Raw genomic sequence first — 20948 nt, 5'->3', positions numbered from 1 at the left:
TTTAAAGATCGTCTTTGTAGCCGAGGTTCTTGAGCATTCGCTCGTTATCGGACCAGCCTTCACGCACCTTGACCCAGAGTTGCAGATAAACTTTACAGCCGAACAGCTGCTCCATTTCCAGCCGGGCTTCACGACCGATCAATTTCAACTGTTCACCATTTTTACCGATGACAATCGATTTTTGACCACTGCGCTCGACATAGACCACAGCACTGATGCGGAACATCTCGCCATCGTCTTCGAACAGTTCGACTTCGACCGTCAGCGAATAAGGTAACTCCTTACCCAGATAACGGAATAATTTTTCGCGCACGATTTCGGCGGCGAGAAAGCGGGAACTACGATCGGTGAGTTGGTCTTCGTCATAGATCATCTCCCCTGCCGGCATCAGCTTGGCGATTTCCTGTTCCAGTACATCGGTATTCATCCCTTTACGGGCCGATATCGGCACCACTGCGGCGAAATCATATTGTGCTGACAAGTCCTGAATCTGAGGCAGTAACGCGCCTTTATCGCTGAGTTTGTCAGCTTTATTCAACACCAGAATCACCGGGGCCCGGGCATCCTGCTGCAGGCGTTTAAGGACTTTTTTATCTTCATCGGTCCACTTGAGGCCTTCCACCACAAACAGAATAACATCGACATCTTCAATGGATGAGGCAGCGGCACGGTTCATATAGCGGTTCATCGCTTTTTTGTTATCGCTGTGCAGACCGGGGGTGTCGACGTAAATAAACTGGCCCTGTTCCGTCGTTTTAATCCCGAGTATGCGATGTCGGGTTGTTTGTGGACGGCGGGAAGTGATGCACAGCTTCTGCCCCAGCACGCGGTTGATCAGGGTCGATTTTCCAACATTGGGCCGACCGATAATGGCAACATAACCGGAACGGAATGGGGTATCAGTCATAAGGCACTTTCTATTAATGTGAGCGCACGTTCAGCCGCTTTTTTTTCGGCTTTGCGATGACTGCTTCCCTGCGCCATAACAACTTTATCCAGTAATGTGACCTGGCAGGATGCTTCAAACACAGGCTGTTTGTTCTCACCTTTGATTTCGCGCACGCTGTAGATGGGCAAAGGTTGTTTGCGACTCTGCAGCAGTTCCTGCAGGCGGGTTTTGGGATCTTTTACCGTTTCGGTGACATCAATGCTGTCGAGTCTTTCATCATAAAGCCTCAGAATCAAAGCTTTAACGGTATCCAGCCCCTGATCAAGGTAGAGACTACCAATAATGGCTTCCACCGCATCAGCCAGTATCGATTCACGACGGAAACCACCACTTTTGAGCTCACCCGGCCCCAGGATTAGGACCTCGCCAATTTTCAATTCACGGGCAATTTCAGCAAGCGTTTCACCTTTGACCAATGACGCCCGCAGTCTGCTGAGTTTCCCTTCTTTAACCTGCGGAAAACGATTGAATAGTTCTTCTGCAATCACAAAGCTCAATATCGCATCGCCCAGATATTCAAGACGCTCATTGTTTTTAGGATCAGCACTGCGGTGAGTCAGTGCCTGTAGCAGTAGGCCGGTATCTTTAAATTCAATTTGTAACTGTTTGCACAGGGCTTTTTGCCGCTGGGTGATCATTGTCGCTTGGGCTCTATATCAATTTCTTCTCTAAAATGTCCGATCAGGTCAATGTGGGCAACAAAGGGCTTCCTGACCTCATAATCAATGACGATTTTTGTTATGTAGGCAGAGTTCTTGCCCCGTAGTATTTCAATGTCTTCTTTTTCCACGCTCTGGATATAACCAATATTGAAACGACGCATCAACAATGTTTCGACCTCATTTTTGGTGAGGTTATTGTTTTTGAGTTCAATTTCCATATCGTTCATGATCTGGAGCACACCATAGTACTCCTGATACATCGGTACCAAGCGCATGGCTAAAGTCGCGAAGAAAGCGATTAATGCCAACACAATCACCCAGCCAATCAAAGTCATTCCACGTTGATTTTTCATGATTATCCCCTTAATCGATTGACTGACCGATGCGACTCCAGATGATACCGCCGGCATCCCAGTCCCAACTCATCCATATTAAGAACGCTTTACCGACCAGATTTTGTTCCGGTACGGTGCCCCAGTAACGACTGTCATTACTATTATCACGATTATCGCCCATCACGAAATAGTGTCCTTCGGGAACAACCATTTCACCCTCCAACGGGCGTTTATCAGTATCGACCAGAATCATATGGCCATCTTCCGTCAAATGCTCAAAACGCAATTCTGTATAGCTTGGCAGAATGATATCCGCCGGATTGAGTACTTCCTGCTCAATCGGCTTGCCGTTGAGATAAACGGTTTTGTCAAAATAACCCACCGTATCGCCGGGTAACCCCACTACCCGCTTGATGTAGTCGATATCGGGCTTATCCTTGTCTTCGGGCTTTTTAGGATAACGAAACACGACCACATCGCCCCGCTCCGGCTCCCCCGTATCAAACAGCTTTGTATGCAGCACCGGCAGCCGAATACCGTATGAAAACTTGTTAACCAGAATGAAGTCACCAATGTGCAATGTTGGCAACATGGATGAGGAAGGAATCCGGAAAGGTTCTGCAATAAAGGAACGAATCACCAGTACCAGCAGGATGATGGGGAAGAAAGAACGGGCGTATTCGACCACGACGGGTTCGTCTTCTTCTTTGTTTCTTTTGGGTGCCCAGAACAGCCTGTCTATCAACCAAATCAGACCGGTTACGGCCACCAGTAACACCATCAATGCCGGAAAACTCACTCAAAATGCTCCTTTTATGAATTCTTGGACAGCTGCAACACTGCCAGGAATGCCTCCTGCGGCACATCGACCTTGCCGACGGACTTCATTCGTTTCTTACCCGCTTTTTGCTTTTCAAGCAACTTGCGTTTACGGGAGACATCACCGCCGTAACATTTGGCGAGGACGTTTTTACGCATTGCCTTCACAGTGGAACGAGCAATAATATGCCCCCCGATAGCCGCCTGTATTGCCACATCGAACATCTGCCGGGGAATCAGCTCTTTCATCTTTTCGACCAGTAAGCGGCCACGGCTGACACTGGTGTCTTTGTGTACTATCAGCGACAGGGCATCGACTTTCTCACTGTTGATAAGAATATCCAGTTTGACCAGATCCGCCGGCTGAAAGCGGATGAAATGATAATCCAGAGAGGCATAACCACGGCTGACCGATTTGATGCGGTCGAAGAAATCAATCACCACTTCATTCATCGGCAACTCATAGCTCAAAGCCACCTGCTTGCCCATAAACTGCATATGCTTCTGTACGCCACGCTTTTCGGCACAGAGGGTAATAACAGCACCCAGATGTTCCTGTGGCACCAGAATATCGGCCGCCACAATAGGTTCACGGATTTCGTCAATACTGCCAACATCCGGTAGGGAAGCCGGATTTTCGACTTTAACCACCTCACCGTTTTTCTTCAGCACCTCAAACACAACGGTCGGTGCTGTGGTAATCAGATCCAGATCGTATTCGCGCTCAAGCCGCTCCTGGATGATTTCCATGTGCAACAGGCCCAGAAAACCACAGCGGAATCCAAAACCCAGCGCCTGCGAAGTTTCCGGCTCATAAAACAGGGAGGCATCATTCAGACGCAGTTTGGCCAGTGCTTCACGGAAATTCTCGTAATCATCACTACTGACGGGGAAGATACCGGCATAAACCTGCGGCGTGACTTCTTTAAAACCGGGCAGCATTTTTTCAGCACCATGATGCGCATGGGTCAGCGTATCACCAACCGGGGCGCCATCAATTTCCTTCACACCGGAAATAACATAGCCCACATCACCACAATCCAATGTCTGACAGGGGGTACGTTTAGGCGTAAAAGTGCCAACCTGATCGACCTGATACTCCTGACCAGTCGACATAACACGGATTTTATCCTTGGTTTTAAGGCTGCCGTCGACGATACGCACTAAAGAGATCACGCCGACATAGCTGTCAAACCAGGAATCAATTATCAATGCTTTCAAGGGTGCATCCGGGTCGCCTTTGGGCGGTGGAACTTTTGCCACCAGTTCTTCCAGCACATCCTCAATACCGAGACCGGTCTTGGCACTACAGCGAACCGCACTCATCGCATCTACGCCAATAATATCTTCAATCTCCTGCGCGACGCGGTCCGGTTCCGCTGAGGGCAGATCGATTTTGTTCAAGACCGGCAGAACTTCGAGACCCAGGTCAATCGCGGTATAACAATTGGCCACACTCTGCGCTTCCACGCCCTGTGCCGCATCAACCACCAGCAAAGCGCCTTCACAGGCTGCCAGCGATCGCGAGACTTCATAGGAAAAATCAACGTGGCCCGGCGTATCGATAAAGTTGAGCAGATACGTTTCTCCGTCACGGGCCTGATACTCCAACGAGACGCTCTGTGCTTTGATGGTGATGCCGCGTTCTCGCTCAATATCCATCGAATCCAGCACTTGCTGCTGCATTTCACGGTCAGTCAGACCGCCGCAGATCTGAATAAAACGATCCGCAATGGTGGATTTACCGTGGTCGATGTGCGCGATGATAGAAAAGTTACGTATATTATTCATTCAGTTATGTTTTTGTGGGTGCCCTCACTCGCTCAAGATTGAACGGGCCAGCACCGCGCTAAGCGCGCTGGCAATCACTGGCTTCGGGACACGATTTAAGCAAATGACCAGTTATTATACGCACTTAACGGCGACAAAACGATCATGATCCACGCTGCTTTTCCGGTTCATTTGACTAAAAACCTTGCTCATACGGATGGAACTATTTAGCTTTAGCGACTCTATGACATCAAGCCAGGCCTGTTAATGTCCTCAGTTCCTCCCAACTTCCTGATCCTGAACGGACCGATAATCACCACGTTTTTACGCTTTGCACTCCCGTCAATACTGGGCCTGCTCGCCATTACTACTGCCATTATCGTCGATGCCATCTTTGTCGGTCGCTTTGTCAGCAGCGACGGATTGGCAGCGATTAACCTGCTGATTCCATATTTGTCATTGATTTTCGGTTTGGCTCTGATGCTCGCCATAGGCGGAGCTGTACGTTGCGGTCATTTTCTGGGACGGGGTGAGAGTAAGTTAGCCTCGGCAGTATTCAACAAATGTATGGTTGCCGTGCTGCTGATCGGCATCAGTTTCATGCTGCTGTCATTGCTACTGGATGGAACCATTCTCGGCTGGTTGGGAACGCCCGAAATGTTGTTATCACTGATTCTGCCCTACTTCCACATTATCAGTGCAGTGGTTGTGGTGCAGATTTTCACCATGGTGCTTTATTACTTCATCCGCCAGGATAACGGACAACGACTTGCCACGAGTGCATTGGTCATCGGTGCTCTGATGAATATTGCGCTTGATGCCCTGTTTATTATTCAGTTTGAAATGGGGTTAACCGGTGCAGCGATGGCGACGGCGATTTCTCAGGGTCTGCAGCTACTGATTCTGCTGTGCTTTTTTACCCGTCGCCAACGTTTACTAAGCTGGTCCTGGCCCAATCAGTGGGGCGAACTTAAACAAATCAGTTTTAATGGTTTATCTGAGTGCATCAATGAAATATCCGGTGGACTGGTCATTCTGGTCATTAACTGGACGCTGGTGATGCAGCTCAATGTGGATGGGATAGCTGCCTTTGCTGTGATTAATTACCTTATCTTCGTCAGCCTCATGCTCTATTACGGTATAGCAGACGCCCTGCATCTGCTGGTCAGCCACAATCATGGCGCTGCAAATCCGCAACGCATACTACAGTTTGTTGCGGCTGCCTCGGGGATGGTTCTTTTGATCAGTCTGGCGCTGGTCACGCTATTACTGGTTTCACCTCAGTGGTTGACAGCGCTGTTTCTCAGCGACAGCTCTGCTGCAAGCCGCCAGTTATCTATGATATTTATCAGCCTGGTATGGCCGCTGTTTTTAATCAATGGATTGAATGTGATTCTGTCGATTTATTTGACCGCCATGCAAAAACCACGGCCATCCATGTTGATTGCGCTGTCACGCGGGCTTGTGCTGCCAGTCGGATTACTACTGCTGTTGAGTTGGCTTTTGACCCCGCCACGGTTTCTTATTGCATTGCCGATTGCCGAGTGGCTGACATTCATACTGGCAGCGTGGTTATTCTTTCGCCACTCACCTTCCCGCTCAATGAGTAAGAAGCCATAGACAACATTCAATGATAAATAAAAAAGCCAGGCACAACGTGCCTGGCTCATTGAGTATGCAATAGAAGTTTTTTGCTAGCGAGTTAAAACTGCCATGCCACCCCAAGTCTTACATCACGGCCGGGCTCAGCAAAACCACTAATTTCATAACCCGGGAATGCCGTCAGATCACCAACAGTCGCATGGTCAAGATAATACTTATCAAAGACATTACGTACTGTCAGTGTAATAGTGACATCTTCTGTCGTCGAAGGGCGCCATTGCGCGTAGAAATCATGGACACCGTACCCTGGCTTATCAATCGAAGCGCCATCAGGTACCCAACCCGGTGCATAAATATCAACGTTGTCCTCTCCTTTTACAAATTGAGCATTCCAGCCAAGGGTCCATTGTGAATTCAGTTGATAATCCAACGTGGCTACTAAGCTGTCACCAATCGTGTTACCAACACCATTCGTCGAATAGCCACCCGCATCACGACCATCAATCTCTATATCGTTATGGTGATAACTCAAACGCCCCATCAATCTTTCCCAGCGACGGCCAATTTCCAGAATGTATCCATCAGACTCAAGATCCCCAACATTGGTGAAAACGGTACCATCTAAATCGCCATCACCAATTGGATCAGCAATCAAATCATCGATATTTGACCGATAGACTTTTGCCGAGCCGAACCAGGTTGAGGACTCATAAGCCACACCGAGCTCGGTATTATCGGCATCTTCCGGTTTCAGGTCAGGTGAATTAGTACCGAACAACTTGTACGCATCCTGGGACGTTGGGCCCTTAAATGACTCTGCATATGAGGCAAAGGCACTCCAGTTATCGGTAAAGTGATAGTTGATACCGACGTTATGACTGATTTCATCTTCATCAAAGTTCTGATTATCCGCATCATCCAACTCATAATCATCGTATCTAAGCCCAGCACTCAATAGCAGTGCATCAGTAATCTGAATATCATCCTGAAGGTAAACGCCTTTAACTTTTACATCTTCCTCAAGATTACTCCTATCTGTAGGTGGACCAGCCTGAGTTTCATCCTCACGATAATCCACACCATAAGTCACTTTATGCTGACCCAGTATGGAAGTATTCCTCAAATCAACCCCTTTACTCTCACCACTCCCGAAATAGGGACGGAAATCACCGCTACGATCAAGCTCAGAGTCAATATGATAGACAGTCAGATCCATATCCAGATAGGGGTTTCCAATTGGATTCAGGGCATAATTAAACGTCACTGTTTCACGTTGAAGATCTGTAGGAACAATGGGGTTACGGGGTAAATAAACACCCCACTGAGGCCGGAAAGGTCTCTCACCCTCATCAGTTCGTTTTTGATAACTCAGGCGTACAGTCTGGCTATCTGTCAGGTGGCCAACGACTTTGGCAAAAAGGAAATCCTGATCAAACTTACTGCCAACTACTTCATCACCATCACCATCTTCATAGGCATCTGCGTTATAGTTTGTCGCCGACACCATCGCACTCCAATCATCATTCAGGCGACCAAACAAACTGGTGTTGGTCTTGAATGAGTCCGTATTGCTGGAGAACATACCTTTGACCAGGCCACCAAACTGTTCACCCGGTTTCAGCATATCTTCAGGGTCTTTCGTGACAAATTTAACCGAACCGCCCAATGCCCCAGCTCCTGACAAGGCATTACCAGAACCGGCGTTTACCTCAACTCGTTTGAGGAGTTCGGGCTCAATACTGATACGTCCTGCATGGTGAAATAAGCGTGTTGCCTGAACCGCACCATCAATACTGATATTCAACAACTGATCTTCAATACCACGCACATAAAGTTTCTGAGCGATATCGGCACCACCGCCGACTGATATTTCAGGTGACTGACTGAATAAATCTTCTAGGTCATTAGCCTGAACTTTTTCAATTTGTTCAGAGGTAACACTGTTGAGTTCAGGGGTAATCGTGTTACCGGTCACCCGCACCTTATCCAACTGAACAGTTTCAGCCAGTGCAGACTGGGTAGCGATAGCGGACATCAGGGCAACGGAAAGCACAGTCGGGCGACTGATAGATTTCAAGTTCTTACTCACAACAACCTCGTTAATAATAATCATTATCAAATACAACAAGGTCGCATTCTAATGAGCAGTTATTTGAAATGAAACGTTTTTTACAATTGTTACACCATGATTACCTGTAAACTGCGAACCTGTTTCCTATGCTGCTGGTAATCTGATGGTCATTCTGAGCCCTCTCGCGCTGAGATTACTGGCGGTTAATTTACCCCCGACTGCTTCGATCTGGCGCTTGGCCAATGACAAGCCCACACCAAATCCCTGATAATGATGCCGACTGGCGCGACCAAGTCGGAAAAAGGGATTGAAGATATCCTCCAGATATTTTTCAGCAACGCCGGGCCCCTGATCATCAATTTGAATCAGATAAAACTTATCCATCTTACTCAGGCTCACTGTGACTGTTCCCGCTTCGGCTGTATGTGTCAGGGCGTTTCGGATGATATTTTCGATCGCGTGCCCCAGCGCCCTGTCACTGCTGTTAGTGAGAGGCGCGTGCTCTGGTAATTCAACCGAGAGGTGATGGTTGGGAAATTCAAAACGGGCATCCTCAACGATACTGTCTATCAGGTCGGTGAGATCCAGCTCATCGGTTTTTAATATGGGTTGCTCATTCTCCAACCAGGCGAGACTCAACGTATCCTCCACCATTTGTCGCATTTGCTGACACTCTTCCCGAATTCGTTTGAGCGGCTCACTATCCGGCGTATTCTGTTCAGCCCAGCTCAACGCCAGTTCAATGCGGGTCAACGGTGTCCTGAGCTCATGTGACAGATCCGAAGTCAGATGACGCTGACTCTGGATCAGATTACCAATCCTTTCTGCCATGCCATCGAACGTTTCAGCCAGGGCGGTGATTTCATCATTGCGTGTGCCCAGACTATTTCTGAGTCGGACATCGAAGTTCCCCTGACTAAACTGTTGTGTTGCTCTCTCCAATTGCCTCAAAGGCGACATCACATGGCGATAGATAACAACACTAATGATAGCCATAAGAAGCAATGGCAAAGCAAGCTGGAGTAAAAGGTTGGCATGCTGCCAGTAAGTGCCGGGTCGCATTCTCTGCGGAAGCGTGATCAGAAAATGTGTTTTGCCATCGGCAAAAATCACGTCCATTACCGGGTTGGCTTTGAAGTAGAGGTGAATTTTCCAATCGATACTGCGTCCCAGTCGAAAACGTTCCTTGAAATCCCGGGACAATTGACTGCCTGCCAGAGTCTGGATTTGTGGCTGAACCACCGCTACCCAGGTATTTTCCTTTTCACGAATAGTCTGCAGCCATTCAGCGAGCCCGGCTTCATCTCCACGAACGTAAAGTTGCTCGGCTTTAGCGGCATAGTCATACAATGTTTGCTGATGCGCCTCGTCGATGAAGCTCATATGCTGCTCTGTTTTGTTAACCAGAGTATGTATCAGCCAAAACAGGGAAACAGTGCCCGCGACAATGACCGCACTGAGCTTCCAGAACAGTCGCCGCTTCATAGCAGCATATAACCGGTGCCATGTACTGTCTGCAGTCTGTCTGGCGGCATTCCGGCAGCGGCCAGTTTGCGTCTTACCCGACTCATATGCATATCCAGGCTACGATCGTAGCGACTAAATTCCCGTTCCAATACCAGCCGGTATAAGGTGGGCTTGCTCAGGGTCTGACTTGGATGTTGCATCAGCGTCCATAAAAGCTTGAATTGGATTGGGGTGAAACTGACTTTTTTTCCATGGAAAAAGACCTGATGCTTATTCTTGTCTGCTTCAAGGCCTGACCGTAGCAGTTTTGTGTGATCCGGCTCCGTTTGAATCTCTGGCCTTGAACGCCTGAGTATCGCCTCGATTCTTAACAACAGTTCAGTCAGATTAAATGGTTTTGCCAGGTAATCATCCGCGCCGTTACGGAAGCCGGTAATACGTTCTTCTTCTGCACCATGGGCAGTAATCATCATCACTGGTGTGGTTCTGTTTTGCCTCAAGACTTTGAGTACCGCATAACCATTTTTTCTGGGTAAGGAAACATCCAGCAGCACAAGGTCGAAGTTCTGTCTCAGCGCCATCAACAATCCCTGCTCGCCATCAAATGATTGACTCACTTCAAACCCTTTGGCTTGCAGCAATTGTTTTAACTGGTCGTTGAGTTTGTCATCATCCTCAACAATCAATATGTGCGCTTTGTTATCTGACTCGTTCATTCCAGCAATACACTTTAATACGAATGATTTTTATTAATGATATAAGTTTTAAATATAAAAATAAACTTAGTGTCGCTGAAAATCTCTCGTTCCCGCAAAAAAAAAGCAGCTGACCGGCATCACCGATCAGCTGCTTTGTCGTGTTGATAAAGAACGTTAGTTATTTATCAATTTTCAGTGCCAGAAACTGGGACTGTCCTGAACGTTGAACCAGAACCGGGATAGGTTTGCCAGTGGGCAAATCCTTAGCCACTTCAATGAATTGATGAGCGTCTTCAATTTCGACGTTGTTCATAGTCAGGATGACGTCTCCCGGACGGATACCGGCGTTTATCGCAGGTCCTTTCTCAACCTTCATCACCACAACACCACCAGATTCAACATCCAGTTTTTCACGTTGTTGTGGGCGAATTTCAGCCACTTCCATGGATAAATTTTCAGCAACAAAACGACCGGGCTTGCTACCAGAAGCAGCGAGTTCCTCATCTTCAGGCAACTCTTCGATGGTCACGCCCAGGGTGGTGCGTTTGTTATCACGCATAACAATGACGTTGACTTCCTTACCCACCATGGTTCGACCGACAATAGGAGGCAAGTCAGACGAGGTTTCGACTTCTTTGCCATCGAATTTAAGGATGACATCGCCGGCTTTGAAGCCTGCTTCTGCTGCCGGGCTGTCTGAAACTACCCGCGACACTAACGCACCTTTCGGCTTGTCGAGACCAAAGGATTCAGCCAGTTCTCGCGTGACATCCTGAATAACGACACCCAGCCAGCCGCGGCTGACATAACCCTGATCTTTAATCTGTGCCACGACATTCATCACTGTATCAATGGGAATGGCAAATGACACACCCATAAAGCCACCAGTGCGGCTGTAGATTTGTGAATTGATCCCGATGACTTCCCCGTCCAGGTTAAAGAGTGGACCACCAGAATTACCTGGATTGATGGCGACGTCAGTCTGGATGAAAGGGACATAGCTGTCACTTGGCAGGCTTCGACCAAGGGCGCTGACGATACCCGCAGTGGCGGAATAATCGAAGCCGAATGGTGAGCCAATGGCCAGTACCCATTCACCTACCTGCAGCGCATTGGAATCACCCAGCTTGACGGCTTTTAACCCTTTCGCGTCGACTTTTAGCAGCGCCACGTCGCTCCGCTCATCGCTACCTAATAATTCAGCTTCCAGCTCGGTACGATCACTGAAACGTACAATAATTTCCTCGGCATCTCTGATAACATGGTGATTAGTCAGAATGAAACCATCCTCCGACAGCACGAAGCCTGAGCCCAGCGATTCGCTCTCTCTGGGCGATGGCATACCGCCGGGAGGCATGCCTGGCATACCGTCAAAGAACTTTTTAAAGAATTCATCAATGCCAGAGCCTTCAGGAATTTCCATACCCGGAGGCAACATCGAGCTCGCCGTCTGATCCACTTTGTTACGTGTGCTGATATTAACGACAGCGTCGCCGTTTTCAGCTACCAGTTCGGTGAATTCCGGCAAGGCACGAGCTTGCACATTGAAGCTCAGCATCAACCAAGCCGTCAGCATCATGATTGCTGTCCAGGTTTTGGTATATCTCATTGGTATTCCTCTATTGTTTGAACACGGATGCCGGGATTCTTATCTGTCATCTTATGTTTGACCCAGAAAAAGCCGACACACAGTCCTAGTAGACCAGCCGTAATTTGGGCCAGTTCCCCTGCACCCAGCATTCTTACCAAGACTGCCGCTGTGAACAGGCCTGTAAGTGGCATCAGGTACATAAGGACTGCACCGCTGAGCAATGCCTGTTCGGGTATCGAGACCATCACTTGTTGCCCCACTTTGAGGTCGAGGTCCGTGTTGACTGCAAGCCGCGAAAATCGCTGACCAACATGCTTGGCCAGCATTCCTGTGCCACAACCTTTCCTGGCCTGACACTGTCCGCAGGTAGATTGCCGTTCCGCTTCAACCCAAACTAATCTGCCATCACGACCAATGACAGTGGCTTTCTGTTCGATCACTGCTGAGGATCCGCGAATGTGATACTGCTACCGATTTTCTCCACCGTCTGAGCAGGGACTTCACCAACGACGGTGACAAAATGGGCTTGCATGATTGTGCCGAACGCGTTGATAGCGCCAACATGAGAACCACCATGCAGGTGGCTGTGACGGGCACGGATTTTCTCGATAAAGATCGAAACCGAACTCAACCCGTCGCTGTACACACGTTGCTCTACATCGGCCCCGTTATTAGTGCGGAGTCGAGTCTGGTAAGCCACCTGCGAAAAGCCATCGGGCAACCACGCGGGCCGCCAGTTGTGTACCTGGCTCTGGTTAGCCGTGTTGAGAGGTTGTTCCGGCTCGCTGCGGTGCCATGTCATTTCCTCACCGGCCATTTGTGATTCGAATTTGTGTTCAGGGATATGAACATCTGTATTTATTGACGAGAAAGTAAACGTTTCCAACACATCACCATCGGCGCCAACCAGCTCCGATTTCAGCAGAAGGTAGGTATCCGCATCGACCCACAACCGGTAACCGTAACGGTAGCTGTCCTCAGGACTAATCACCAGTTCATGTGCTTTACGACCGGCTATGCGATCGGTTTCTCCAAGGGTGACATCATAGTAGGGCGTCGCTGAATTCAGCCTTCTGGGTAAGTCACTGGGAAAGCCGCGACCCAGTGGACGTCGGCTGACATTGACTTGTTTACCTTCGGGATTGATGCAGGTCACCATGTCATTGCTGCGTATCACTTCACGGGCGGCACCGTTAAGAGAAATGAGGCGTTCCAGCTCACCACGCGCATCGGCACGATGGTAAATACGAATCGACTGCATATTTTTCCCGGACTGGTAGGCAAAAACACCTTCATAAGTCAGTGTTTTGGCTGCCTCGGTCATGCGTTCCAGCATCTCGAGTGCTTTGTCATCATCTGCAGCTAACACAACAGCCGGCAGACTGAAACTCAGACCCAGCAGAACATGAAGCAGGAAACGCATAGCAGACTACTCCTCGCCGTAGGACACGACACGAGCATAAGAAAACAGACCAGAAGCCCCAGCATATTCGTTGTGATCAACCAGATAGTTGTTCAGTCTATCTTCGACTTCCTGCTCGCCGACAGTCCAGCGGTTTGGTGACTCCGTCGCTGCTGTCTGTGTCTGTGCCGGGACTTGTGCCAATTCTGGTGTGACCGCGGTTTGCGGTTGGTTCAGCACACCAACCACAGCCAGCGCACCAATTGAGGCAGCCGCCGCCAAGCCGGCCGTTTGTTTCCAGAACCAGTCCGGCACAGTAACCAGACTGGATTTTTTGTTTTGCGATCCAGTCAACTCATGAACCGGCTCATCGGCCAGTGCCGCACTGACACGGGCAGACAAATCGACAGGCTGGCTTCGATTCGTGTGACCCCGTAACACATCACTGGTAAGTTGATAACGTTGATAATCTGCTCTGGCACTGTCATCTGTGTTCATTAACGCCAGCAGCTCATCCAGCTCCTGCGAATTCAGTTCACCGTCGACAAATGCTGACAGTAATTCTTGTTGCTTGGCTGTCATTGTTGTTCCTCTCCACCCATCACTGCTTTGACCTGCTTGTCGATTGCCTCTCTGGCACGAAAGATACGTGATCGTACTGTGCCGATTGGACAATCCATTACCTGCGCAATTTCCTCGTAGCTCAAACCATCAAACTCCCGCAGTTTGATCGCCGTTGCGGTATCTTCAGGTAAATCCTGAATCGCGTCATGAATTGCTTGCTGCAATTCATTACTCATGAGACTGTTTTCAGGCGTCTCAAATTCCTTCAATTCCGGTGCATCGTAGTAAATTGTTGCATCCATTGCATCAACATCTGTCACCGGTGGCCGTCTCGATGCCGCTGTCAGGTAATTTTTTGAGGTGTTGATAGCAATGCGATACAACCAAGTGTAGAACGCACTGTCTCCCCTGAAGCCCGGCAGCGCTCGATAGGCTTTGATGAACGCTTCCTGTGCGACATCCATGGCCTCCACCGGATCGTGTACAAAGCCGGTTATGACATGAATAATCCGCTGCTGATATTTCATTATCAGCAGGTCAAACGCTTTTTTATCCCCTGCCTGTACGCGTCGTACTAGCTCTTGATCTGCATTCATCCTATCTTCCGGCTATTATCGACACGCCAGTGTGCACTTTTTGATCCAGCTTCATTGACCATATCGATTTAACTTTGTTCCGTATTACGTGCAAAATAAATTCCGCCTATTGTACCTACATCGAGCCCTATGACCACAACTGAGCATTATGACATTCTGATTATCGGCAGCGGCACAGCTGGCCTCACACTCGCTCTGCACATGGCCGACTCTGCCCGTGTTGCTGTTATCTCCAAGGGGCCGCTTGATGAAGGCGCCTCATTGTATGCGCAGGGTGGCATTTCGGTCGTACTGGATAAGACAGACTCTATTCAATCTCACATTGATGATACCCTCCGCGCCGGTGCCGGACTCTGTAACGAACACGCTGTGCGCTATACCGTCGAGCACGCCCGCGAAAATATTGAGTGGCTGATTGATCAAGGGGTATCGTTCACCCGAGATGGAATGACATCGGAAACCTATCACCTGACTCAGGAAGGCGGACACAGTCATCGCCGTATTATTCACTCCGCCGATGCCACAGGTCGCGAAGTCGAGACCACTCTACTGGCTAAGGCCAAAGATCACCCCAATATCAGTTTATTTCCCTATCACATTGGCATCGACCTCATTACCAGTCAGAAACAATTAAAACAGTCACCGAACCGGACCATTGGCTGTTATGTGCTGGATATCAAAAATGATGAGACCAAAACCTTTCTGAGCCCTGTCACCGTATTGGCAACCGGTGGGGCGGGAAAGGTCTATCTTTATACCAGCAACCCTGATGTCTCAACTGGCGATGGTATCGCGATGGGGTGGCGAGCTGGCTGTCGGGTGGCCAATATGGAATTTGTGCAGTTTCACCCCACTTGCCTGTTTCATCCCAAAGCCAAGTCTTTCCTGATCAGTGAGGCGTTGCGTGGTGAAGGGGCCAGGCTGTTGTTGGCTAACGGTGAGCGTTTCATGCCTCACTTCCATCCGCAAGCAGAGCTGGCACCGCGTGATGTGGTGGCCAGAGCCATCGACCATGAAATGAAACGCCTGGGTGACGACTGCGTCTATCTTGATATTTCACACAAGCCGGCGACCTTTATCAAAAGCCACTTCCCGACAATTTACAAGCGCTGTCTTGACTACGGCATCGATATGACCCGCGAGCCAATCCCGGTAGTACCGGCAGCACACTATACCTGTGGTGGCATCATGACTGACTTACAGGGCAGAACCGATATCCCCGGCCTTTACGCTATTGGTGAAACCGCCCATACGGGTCTGCATGGTGCTAACCGGATGGCCAGTAACTCCCTACTGGAGTGCCTGGTATTTGCACGTGCTGCCGCGGATGATATCAAACAACAGGAACTCAAGCCGGTCAGTGCCACTATCCCGCCCTGGGATGCCAGCCAGGTGGAACCAGCCAAAGAGGCCATCGCCATTACTCACAACTGGGATGAACTGCGGCGTTTTATGTGGGACTACGTCGGGATCGTGCGAAGTACCCATCGTCTAAATAAAGCCAGGCAAAGACTGATACTGTTAAAACAGGAAATTGGTGACTATTATGCCCAACACCATATCAGCAGTGATTTGCTGGAACTCCGCAACCTGGCAGATGTGGCTGAGCTTATTATTGCTTCAGCGCTGCTGCGCAAAGAAAGTCGAGGCCTGCATTACATACTCGACTACCCGGAGACCGACAATAGCCAGCCGCCACAGGAAACCATCATTACTCCCAGGACTCAGGATCACGCAGCCTGACCCGCAGTCGACGCCAGTCCTCAGCTGTGACCGCATCACGGGCAATGATTAGAGAATGGCTAAAACGCTTTTGAGCGGCTTTCAGGTAAATCGCAATCACGGGACCCAGTATCACACTACCCCTGAGCAGCATGGGCCCCTCTTGTTGGCCATCCGAGTCAGACCAAAACCAAAAGCCCTCGGCATCCACCCACAACTGTCCAGATGCTGTGGTTCGGGCGTATCGACCATAACGGCGGCAGTAAAAAAGCAGGCTGGCGATTACGAGCAGTGATAGGGGCACTGTCAGCATCAGACTCAAGCCGAGCATATTCACCAGCAACACTGCCGTAGTATGTACAAGCATCAGGTAAGCCAGTAAAAAACGTGATTGTTTCCATTCAATCTTCATTCCATAAAAACCGCTTTATTCATCCCTGTTTTACAATGCCACCAGCCGTTAGAATAGATATCCATTACTTTTTATCAGAGTCATTATGAATTGGCAGCAACTCACCGATCAACAATCACAGTCAAGCCCAGACACAGAGGGCAACCTTATCATTCCTTTGCCCGCCAGCAGGATCATCCAGGTCATGGGCGAGGAAGCAAAAAGCTTTCTGCAGAACCTGTTGACCAACGACGTCAATGCCCTGCAAGTGAATCAATCGCAGCTGAGCGGTTTTTGCAATCCGAAAGGTCGTTTGTTGTCGATTTTTCAGTTGCTGAGACGTGAGGACGATTACCTGATCATTCTGCCCGCTGATCTGGCTGATGCCATCAGCCAACGTCTGACCATGTTCAAGTTACGTAGCAAGGTCGATATCAAACTGCTGGAAGACAGCTATGTTCTGGGTCTGATTCATCCTACGGCAACACTTGAGTCAACAGAAATCTGGCAGGGCCAGGTCTGTGAAGCAGGCCTTGTTATCCTTCAGCCCGGTGAAACACCACGCTCTCTTGTCATTGCCGATGAGGAAAATGTCCAGACCCTGTCTGGCTGGTTGGAAAATGACTGGCGGCTGGCACCCGAAGCTGTGTGGCAACGACATGACATTGAAGCCGGCCTGCCGATGGTCTTTGCCGAGAGTAAAGAAGCCTTTACACCGCAACAGGTCAACCTTGATCTGGCCGGTGGTGTCAGCTTTAAAAAAGGCTGCTATCCCGGTCAGGAAGTGGTTGCCCGTTTACATTACCTGGGCAAACCCAGCCGTAGGCTGTTTCTGGGCCGGCTTGAAGGCAACAGCTTACCCGCCATCAACAGCGTGGTGACCAATGCCGAAGGTGACACACTGGGCCATGTAGTTCAGGCACAGTTCGACGCTGAGCAGACACTGGTTTGCCAATTGAGCATGAAACTCTCTGCTGCCGGTAAAACCGCCCAGATTGACAATCAGGTGCTGACTTCTCTGACCGCCATGGTCGAAGAAGCAGAGACGGATTAATCCAGTTCCAGCTTCTTCAACTTGTAGCGCAAGGCGCGGAACGTAATCCCCAGTTTTTTGGCTGCAGCGGTCCGGTTCCAACGGGTCGCCTCCAGTGCCTGCATGATGAGCTGGCGTTCCTGATCCTCCAGGCAGGCCTCAAGGTCCTGCGGAACGGTCTGCCTGGCTCCCGTCGTTGCCAGAGGTTCAGCACTGACTATCGGTTGATGCTGGGGTAGCATCAGGTCATCCACTTCAATGCTGTCAGCCTCAGCCCAGGTCAGCGCTCTCTCCAGAATGTTCTCCAACTCCCGTACATTGCCGGGGAAAGCATAGGACCGCAGCTTATTCATGGCGGCCTGGCTGATGTTCGGCTTGTCGAGATGATTTTTCCTCGCCAGTGTAGTCAGGATATGGTCTGCCAACAATGGGATATCAGCCTGACGCTCCCGTAATGGCGGAACGGTAAGCTCTATCACATTCAAACGGTAGAACAAATCCTCACGAAAACTGCCCTGCTGCACGCATGCTGCCAGGTTTTTATGGGTAGCAGACAATATGCGTACATCAACATTAACCTCTTCATGCCCCCCGACAGGCCGCACTGCTTTTTCCTGTATCGCCCGTAGTAATTTGACTTGCATCATCAATGGTAAATCAGCGACTTCATCAAGAAACAGCGTGCCGCCATCAGCAGCTTGAAACAGTCCCTGTTTATCGGCGACAGCACCGGTAAAGGCGCCCTTCTTGTGACCGAAGAACTCACTTTCCACCAGTTCTGCCGGTATCGCGCCACAGTTAATCGGCACAAACGGGCCATCACTACGCGCGCCAAGCTCATGAATCAGTCTGGCAACCAGTTCTTTGCCCGTCCCCGATTCACCCGTGATATAGACCGGTGCCTGACTTCGTGCCAGTTTGCTGATTTTGCCACGAAGCGCACGAATGGGGTCAGTATCCCCCAGGAGTTTGTCACGTGAGCGTCGTTCACGCTGTTGTGGCCGATCAGGCGACAATTTCAGCGCCGCTTCAACCAGGTCTCGCAGCATTCTTAGCTTGAGTGGTTTGGAAACAAAATCAAAAGCACCGGACTTAAGCGCTTCAACCGCATGATCGACATCGCCATGCGCCGTGATAACCGCTACAGGTAACTCAGGCCACTGTCGCTGCAATGTTTTCACCAATTCCAAACCATTACCGTCTGGCAGTCGCATATCGGTAAAACATAAATCGAATTTGTGCTGTTTGAGCGCTTGATGCGCCTGGGCCAGATTCTCGGCGGTCACACAGTCAATCGACATACCGGACAACGTCATTGTCAGTAATTCGAGAATATCCGGCTCGTCATCAATCACCAGCGCTTGTTTTGCGTGTTGCTTTGTCATGCGAGATATTCCTGCCATTCACCCGGGAAGCTTATACGAAAACGACTGCTTTGCAACTCGTCAGGCAGGAAGCTCAGTCGCGCTCCATTGGCCTGGCAAAGTTCACGAGCCAGATACAATCCGAGACCGGTGCCGCCCTGACGCTCTGAATGAAACGGTTCAAACAAATGCGCCTGCGCCGCCTGCGACACGCCGGGACCATTATCGGTGACATCCACGACTATTTCTCCATCGGACCTGGCAAGACGAACTTGAACCCTTGGCGGTGGATTATCGGGGTTTGAGTAATGCCAGGCATTCTCGATCAGATTCCACATCACCTGATGTAACTGCTCCGGATCCATGGCAACCTTCACCAGCGGAGACTCAATACGCAGTTTGATATCCTCCTCGCCCGCTGCTTTCATTTCACGAAACTCACTTACAAAGCGATCCAGCCAGGTGGCAAGTACCACTGCCGCCGGTTCCACTGTTTTGCGTCGACTCATCTGCAGAATCGTGTCGATAATACTGTTAACGCGCTGACTGTGGCGTTGAATGATGCCAGTCAGCTTCCGCATACCCTGATCCTGGCTTTGCTGTTCTGCCAGCAACTCACCGGCATGGCTGATTGCGCCGAGTGGGTTGCGGATTTCGTGAGCGATACTGGCTGTCAGTCGCCCCAGCGAGGCCAGCTTGAGTTGCTGTGCCTGTTGCGCCATCGCAGAGGTATTCTCGATATAAACCAGTGTTTCACCACTATCAAGCCTGGTCGCTGTGGCCCGTACTTCCGGTAGATCCGGTCGCGCCTGAAAAGCCTCGAAAGGTTGCGGGTTGTGATGCTGCCAGAGCCAGATTTGTTCTGCCAGTTGCGGCACATATTGTTTCAGCTTAAAACCGGGGATACTGCGTTCTATCCCTAGCAAATGACGGGCAGACTCATTAAACAGGGTCACATGACCATGGGCGTCAAGGGCCATGACGCCGATCTGCAGACGGCTGATGATATGCTGATTCAGCACAGCCAGATTGGCGACATCCCGGGCTCGTTCCTCAGCCAGCACTTCCGACGTCTGCATTTTTTTGGATAGCCACTGCGCTAACCAGGCCGTGACGAAAAAGGTTGCACCCAGAAGTCCGGCTTGACTGTATTTAGTCGCACCATCACCGGCAATCTGGGAGTAACTGACTTCCAGCAGAATCGCCAGTGTCGCTATCGCTGCAATAAAAGCAGCCAAGCGTCCCGGCACCAAAGCGCCACCCGCCACGACAACAACCAACAATAACGAGCCCAGACCGGTTTGCAGCCCGCCGCTGGCGTGAAGCAGCATGGTCAATGCCACAATATCAATGACCAGTTGCAGTTTGATCTGGGTATCGACATAGCCCCAGCGTTTCAGCGTGAAAATCAGCAGCACCAGTGCGATCAGCAGATAGAGCTGACTGACACTGGCATACAAACGGGGATCAACCGAGCCCAGGAATTCTGGCGGGAGTTTGAAGTAAAAAACAAAGAACAAAATGCCGGCGAGAAAAAAACGATAACCGGCAAAAACCGTCAGTGCCCGCCAGGTAGCCGGGTCCTGACGCAAAGTCAGTCGGGCGGCATCCGCACTCATCGTGACTGGCGGTGGGCCTCAATATGTTCACGGGAGCAGAAATACTGGCTGTTATCTTTCAGTGCCTCTGTTTCAATGATGTGCAGGCCACAATGTTCACAGCGAACCATACGCTGACTGCTGTCACCGGATGTGGTGTTAGAGGGCATTTTGCTCTTTCTGAGCAGATTTCCGATGATGATATAAAGTAACAGCCCGATGGCCAGCAGAATCAGAATGCGCATCTTTCACCTCAATAAAAAGGACACAGGAACGACGCTTCGTTCCTGTGTTTAGGATACCCTTTTTTAGCT

General features: G+C 49.9%; 20 protein-coding genes. 3 read left to right on the top strand and 17 right to left on the bottom strand.

Annotated features, from left to right (window positions below; all coding sequences use genetic code 11):
• Position 1: 1 nt before the first annotated feature.
• Genes era through lepA form a run of 5 tightly spaced genes read right to left on the bottom strand, consistent with a single transcriptional unit; the run spans position 2 to position 4556 of the window.
• Positions 2-907: a GTPase Era gene (gene era, locus OMQ46_RS15875; protein WP_266238467.1), complete on the bottom strand. Its 906-nt coding sequence runs from the start codon at positions 905-907 to the stop codon at positions 2-4.
• Positions 904-1587: a ribonuclease III gene (gene rnc / locus OMQ46_RS15870; RefSeq protein WP_266238466.1), complete on the bottom strand. Its 684-nt coding sequence runs from the start codon at positions 1585-1587 to the stop codon at positions 904-906. The genes era and rnc overlap by 4 nt, the downstream gene beginning before the upstream one ends.
• Positions 1584-1964, bottom strand: coding sequence for a DUF4845 domain-containing protein (locus OMQ46_RS15865; protein ID WP_266238465.1), 381 nt, complete (start codon positions 1962-1964; stop codon positions 1584-1586). The genes rnc and OMQ46_RS15865 overlap by 4 nt, the downstream gene beginning before the upstream one ends.
• Positions 1965-1974: 10 nt before the next feature.
• Complete coding sequence (gene lepB, locus OMQ46_RS15860) at positions 1975-2745, bottom strand: signal peptidase I (RefSeq protein WP_266238464.1); 771 nt, start codon at positions 2743-2745, stop codon at positions 1975-1977.
• 14 nt (positions 2746-2759) lie between these two features.
• Complete coding sequence (gene lepA / locus OMQ46_RS15855) at positions 2760-4556, bottom strand: translation elongation factor 4 (RefSeq protein WP_266238463.1); 1797 nt, start codon at positions 4554-4556, stop codon at positions 2760-2762.
• Between the two features lie 246 nt (positions 4557-4802).
• Between lepA and OMQ46_RS15850 the strand changes: the two genes are divergently transcribed.
• Positions 4803-6155, top strand: a complete 1353-nt coding sequence (locus OMQ46_RS15850; RefSeq protein ID WP_266238462.1) for an MATE family efflux transporter — start codon at positions 4803-4805, stop codon at positions 6153-6155.
• An 82-nt stretch (positions 6156-6237) separates the two neighbouring features.
• Here the strand turns inward: OMQ46_RS15850 and OMQ46_RS15845 are convergent, their stop codons facing one another.
• The 8 genes from OMQ46_RS15845 to rpoE form a co-directional block, all read right to left on the bottom strand.
• Positions 6238-8226, bottom strand: coding sequence for a TonB-dependent receptor domain-containing protein (locus tag OMQ46_RS15845; protein ID WP_266238461.1), 1989 nt, complete (start codon positions 8224-8226; stop codon positions 6238-6240).
• 126 nt (positions 8227-8352) lie between these two features.
• Complete coding sequence (locus OMQ46_RS15840) at positions 8353-9693, bottom strand: sensor histidine kinase (RefSeq protein ID WP_266238459.1); 1341 nt, start codon at positions 9691-9693, stop codon at positions 8353-8355.
• Positions 9690-10391 carry a response regulator transcription factor gene (locus OMQ46_RS15835; RefSeq protein WP_266238458.1) on the bottom strand — a complete coding sequence of 234 codons (702 nt, stop codon included), beginning with the start codon at positions 10389-10391 and terminating at the stop codon, positions 9690-9692. Before OMQ46_RS15835 ends, OMQ46_RS15840 begins: the two co-directional genes overlap by 4 nt.
• 160 nt (positions 10392-10551) lie before the next feature.
• Positions 10552-11982 carry a DegQ family serine endoprotease gene (locus OMQ46_RS15830; RefSeq protein WP_266238457.1) on the bottom strand — a complete coding sequence of 477 codons (1431 nt, stop codon included), beginning with the start codon at positions 11980-11982 and terminating at the stop codon, positions 10552-10554.
• Complete coding sequence (locus OMQ46_RS15825; RefSeq protein WP_266238456.1) at positions 11979-12404, bottom strand: SoxR reducing system RseC family protein; 426 nt, start codon at positions 12402-12404, stop codon at positions 11979-11981. The genes OMQ46_RS15830 and OMQ46_RS15825 overlap by 4 nt, the downstream gene beginning before the upstream one ends.
• The gene (locus tag OMQ46_RS15820; RefSeq protein ID WP_266238454.1) at positions 12401-13387 is read right to left on the bottom strand and encodes a MucB/RseB C-terminal domain-containing protein; all 987 of its coding nucleotides are present in this window, start codon (positions 13385-13387) and stop codon (positions 12401-12403) included. The genes OMQ46_RS15825 and OMQ46_RS15820 overlap by 4 nt, the downstream gene beginning before the upstream one ends.
• A 6-nt stretch (positions 13388-13393) precedes the next feature.
• Positions 13394-13948 carry a sigma-E factor negative regulatory protein gene (locus tag OMQ46_RS15815; RefSeq protein ID WP_266238452.1) on the bottom strand — a complete coding sequence of 185 codons (555 nt, stop codon included), beginning with the start codon at positions 13946-13948 and terminating at the stop codon, positions 13394-13396.
• Positions 13945-14526, bottom strand: coding sequence for an RNA polymerase sigma factor RpoE (gene rpoE, locus OMQ46_RS15810; protein WP_266238451.1), 582 nt, complete (start codon positions 14524-14526; stop codon positions 13945-13947). Before rpoE ends, OMQ46_RS15815 begins: the two co-directional genes overlap by 4 nt.
• 129 nt (positions 14527-14655) lie before the next feature.
• Here rpoE and nadB point away from each other — a divergent pair, with 129 nt between their 5' ends.
• The gene (gene nadB, locus OMQ46_RS15805) at positions 14656-16269 is read left to right on the top strand and encodes an L-aspartate oxidase (protein ID WP_266238449.1); all 1614 of its coding nucleotides are present in this window, start codon (positions 14656-14658) and stop codon (positions 16267-16269) included.
• Here nadB and OMQ46_RS15800 read toward each other — a convergent pair.
• Complete coding sequence (locus OMQ46_RS15800) at positions 16238-16660, bottom strand: protein YgfX (protein WP_266238448.1); 423 nt, start codon at positions 16658-16660, stop codon at positions 16238-16240. The two genes, nadB and OMQ46_RS15800, sit on opposite strands and share 32 nt — an antisense overlap.
• A gap of 85 nt (positions 16661-16745) precedes the next feature.
• Here OMQ46_RS15800 and OMQ46_RS15795 point away from each other — a divergent pair, with 85 nt between their 5' ends.
• Positions 16746-17693 carry a YgfZ/GcvT domain-containing protein gene (locus tag OMQ46_RS15795; RefSeq protein ID WP_266238446.1) on the top strand — a complete coding sequence of 316 codons (948 nt, stop codon included), beginning with the start codon at positions 16746-16748 and terminating at the stop codon, positions 17691-17693.
• Here OMQ46_RS15795 and OMQ46_RS15790 read toward each other — a convergent pair.
• The 3 genes from OMQ46_RS15790 to OMQ46_RS15780 are packed head-to-tail and all read right to left on the bottom strand — an operon-like array spanning position 17690 to position 20879.
• Positions 17690-19057 (bottom strand): sigma-54-dependent transcriptional regulator, encoded by a 1368-nt coding sequence (locus OMQ46_RS15790; RefSeq protein ID WP_266238445.1) that lies wholly within the window; start codon positions 19055-19057, stop codon positions 17690-17692. The genes OMQ46_RS15795 and OMQ46_RS15790 overlap by 4 nt on opposite strands.
• Complete coding sequence (locus OMQ46_RS15785) at positions 19054-20655, bottom strand: sensor histidine kinase (RefSeq protein ID WP_266238444.1); 1602 nt, start codon at positions 20653-20655, stop codon at positions 19054-19056. The genes OMQ46_RS15790 and OMQ46_RS15785 overlap by 4 nt, the downstream gene beginning before the upstream one ends.
• A complete protein-coding gene (locus tag OMQ46_RS15780; RefSeq protein ID WP_266238443.1) occupies positions 20652-20879 on the bottom strand; it encodes a PP0621 family protein in 228 nt (75 codons plus the stop codon). Before OMQ46_RS15780 ends, OMQ46_RS15785 begins: the two co-directional genes overlap by 4 nt.
• Between the last annotated feature and the right edge of the window lie 69 nt (positions 20880-20948).

Source organism: Methylophaga sp. OBS1 (assembly GCF_026319365.1).
Note: the sequence above shows the minus strand (reverse complement) of the source record. Positions and strands in the feature narration are given on the sequence as shown.